3 protein-coding genes and 1 pseudogene are annotated in these 3,250 nt (G+C 39.7%); all 4 read right to left on the reverse strand.

What is annotated here, in order from left to right; genetic code table 11:
* Positions 1-541: pseudogene (locus KO495_RS02620) on the reverse strand (flagellin); the annotation flags it as partial.
* 161 nt (positions 542-702) lie between these two features.
* On the reverse strand, positions 703-1,674 hold the full coding sequence (locus KO495_RS02625; RefSeq protein ID WP_215978853.1) for a flagellin: 972 nt from the start codon (positions 1,672-1,674) through the stop codon (positions 703-705).
* Positions 1,675-1,698: 24 nt separating this feature from the next.
* Complete coding sequence (locus tag KO495_RS02630) at positions 1,699-2,664, reverse strand: flagellin (protein ID WP_215978854.1); 966 nt, start codon at positions 2,662-2,664, stop codon at positions 1,699-1,701.
* A gap of 384 nt (positions 2,665-3,048) precedes the next feature.
* On the reverse strand, positions 3,049-3,250 hold a 202-nt coding region (locus tag KO495_RS02635; protein ID WP_252738766.1), incomplete at its 5' end, for a flagellin.

Here is a 3,250-nt window from a genome sequence, read left to right on the forward strand (position 1 = left end):
ACAAGGTAAAACCACCATTTGCTGTTAAGTTATTAATTGCCGCGGTACCACCAACTGTTTTCATACTAAAGCCAATAGTTTGCACTGCATCTGCACCTACTTGGAAATGAGCATCATAACTGCCATCAAGTAAGTTTTGACCACCAAAGGTAGTATCAGTTGCTACGCGGTTAACTTCACTCATTAACGAGCGAATTTCTTCTTGAATCGCCAATCTATCTTCATCGGTATTCGAGCCGTTAGAAGATTGTTGAGCTAGAGTTCTAACACGTTGAAACATTGAGGTCATTTCATCCATGGCACCTTCAGCGGTTTGCGCTAATGAAATACCATCGTTGGCATTACGGTTACCTTGGTTTAAGCCGTTAATTTGTGAACTTAAACGGTTTGAAATTTGAAGTCCTGCTGCATCATCTTTAGCACTGTTAATGCGTAAACCTGACGATAGGCGTTGGAATGATGTATCAAGTGCATTACCTGATTTATTTAATTGACGCTGTGCGTTCAATGAACTTACGTTAGTATTTACATAAACAGCCATATGAGCCTCCGCTAATTGTTTAGTAACTTAATGACTTGGTACCCCTACCAAAATCAAAAAGCTTGGGAACTTACTTTTAGTTACCTAAACACGCTATCGACCCAGCATAAAAAAGCTTTAGCTTTTATTTTATATTTCTGCTTTTATCTTCCTTGTTAATACTAGCCAAGTAAGCTCAACGCTTGTTGAGGTCTTTGATTTGCTTGGGTTAATATTGTTGCACTGGCTTGCTGTAAAATTTGTAATTTTGTTAATTTTGCCGTTTCAAAAGCAAAATCTGTATCTTTTATTCTTGATTTAGCTGCTGATAAGTTCTCAGCAATATTTGATTGGTTACGAATAGTCGACTGAAACCTATTTTGCACCCCCCCAAGTTCAGCTCTCTTCTTATTTACTACGCTAATTAATGAGTCGACTCCAGCTAAAACCAATTGTGCATTACCAATAGTAGAAATGCTGATTGTTTTTGCACGAAACAATGTGTCAAAGTCATCAGTAGCATCAAGAGCCGCTCCTGTAATTACTGATATTCCTGAGGCTAATGCAGTTAAACCTTTGCTACTTACGGCACTAGCTACACCTGCAATACCTGATAGCGTAAAGCCACCATTTGCCGACAGGCTATTTATTGCCGCACTACCACCTACACTACGCATATCAAACTTAATCAACTGCATTGCATCAGCGCCTACCTGTATTGAAGTAGAAAACTCACCATTGAGTATTTTGTTTTGTGCAAAGGTTGTATCCTCTGCGATGCGATTTACTTCTTCGCTAAGCGCTCTCACTTCTTGCTGTAAGGCCAACCTATCGCTACCAGAGTTAGAGCCATTAGCCGATTGTAGTGCTAATGTTCTTACCCGAGTGAGCATGGTTGAAATTTCTTCCATTGCTCCTTCAATAGATTGTGTTAATGATATTCCGTCATTAGCGTTTCTATTACCTTGGTTTAAACCTAATATCTGTGATGCCAACCGGTTTGATATTTGCAAACCAGCGGCATCATCAGCCGCACTATTTATGCGCATACCAGTAGAGAGGCGCTGAAAACTAACATCTAATTCATGCGTTGTAGCTGTTAGTTTTCGTTGCGAAAATAAACTACTGGTATTGGTATTAATATAAAGAGCCATAAGGTAACTCCATTAATTAAACTGTTATCCCAGTAAACTTAATGCTGCTTGTGGTCTTTGGTTCGCTTGACTTAAAATAGTTTGACTCGCTTGTTGCAATATTTGGTTACGCGTTAACGCAGCCGTTTCTGCTGCAAAGTCAGCATCTTTTATACGTGATTTCGCCGCTGATAAGTTCTCAGCAATATTCGACTGGTTACGAATAGTTGATTGAAAACGGTTTTGTACCGCACCAAGCTCCGCACGCTTCTTATCTACAACCGCAATTAATGAGTCCATACCCGCTAATACAACTTGTGCGTTAGTTTGAGAAGAAACACTAATAGCTGTGGCAATAAACGTATTGGCAAAGGTTTCTGAGATAGCTGCACCATCAATTTCAGATACACCAGCAGCTAATGCTGATAACTCATTACCTGTTACCGCACTGGCAATACCGGCAATACCTGACAAGGTAAAACCACCATTTGCTGTTAAGTTATTAATTGCCGCGGTACCACCAACTGTTTTCATACTAAAGCCAATAGTTTGCACTGCATCTGCACCTACCTGAAAGTGAGCATCATAGCTACCATCAAGTAAGTTTTGACCACCAAAGGTAGTATCAGTTGCTACGCGGTTAACTTCACTCATTAACGAGCGAATTTCTTCTTGAATCGCTAATCTATCTTCATCAGTGTTTGAGCCGTTAGCTGATTGTTGCGCCAATGTTCTGACACGTTGAAACATTGAAGTCATTTCATCCATCGCACCTTCAGCGGTTTGCGCTAATGAAATACCATCGTTGGCATTACGGTTACCTTGGTTTAAACCGTTAATCTGCGATTGTAAACGATCGGTGATTTGTAAACCTGCAGCATCATCTTTTGCGCTATTAATACGCAAGCCTGATGATAGACGCTGAAATGATGTATCCAATGCACCACCAGTATTGGTTAACTGACGTTGTGCATTCAATGAACTTACGTTGGTATTTACATATAAAGCCATGATGGCCTCCTTAACATTTAATTAAAATAAACAATTATCATTTCAAATTTAATAATTTAAACTCAAAAAACTCACCCTTTACTACCGTCAAAAAAAGTTGGCACGATACTCGCTTACTATTAAGTAGCTTGCTAAACATTAGCTTGCTATTAATGAGTATTTAGTGGTTTTGTAGCCTCCGCGCATACCAGTTAACTTTCATTAATTAGCGCCCTTAGCTATTACCCCATTGCCAAGGGCGCGCCCCCACACTAAACCTTATCTCAACACCTATTTCCTTTATTAAGAGTGCACTAAGCCATACAGCAGTTGCCGCTAAAAATATTTTTGGTGAATTGAGCGGCAAAACCTTACCGCTCGAGAATTATTTTTTTGTTATAATCATTAACCCAGCAGACTTAATGCTGCTTGTGGTCTTTGGTTCGCTTGGCTTAAAATAGTTTGACTTGCTTGTTGCAGTATTTGGTTACGTGTCAGCGCCGCCGTTTCTGCTGCAAAGTCAGCATCTTTTATACGTGATTTCGCCGCTGATAAGTTCTCAGCAATATTTGACTGGTTACGAATAGTTGATTGGAATCGATTTTGT

The sequence above is a fragment of the Colwellia sp. D2M02 genome (assembly GCF_018860755.1).
Classification (GTDB): domain Bacteria; phylum Pseudomonadota; class Gammaproteobacteria; order Enterobacterales; family Alteromonadaceae; genus Colwellia; species Colwellia asteriadis.

Bases quoted from the DNA above. Each gene is read 5' to 3' on its own strand.
- KO495_RS02625 (WP_215978853.1), bottom strand. From the start codon at position 1,674: ATGGCTCTTTATATTAATACCAATACCAGTAGTTTATTTTCGCAACGA.
- KO495_RS02630 (WP_215978854.1), bottom strand. From the start codon at position 2,664: ATGGCTTTATATGTAAATACCAACGTAAGTTCATTGAATGCACAACGT.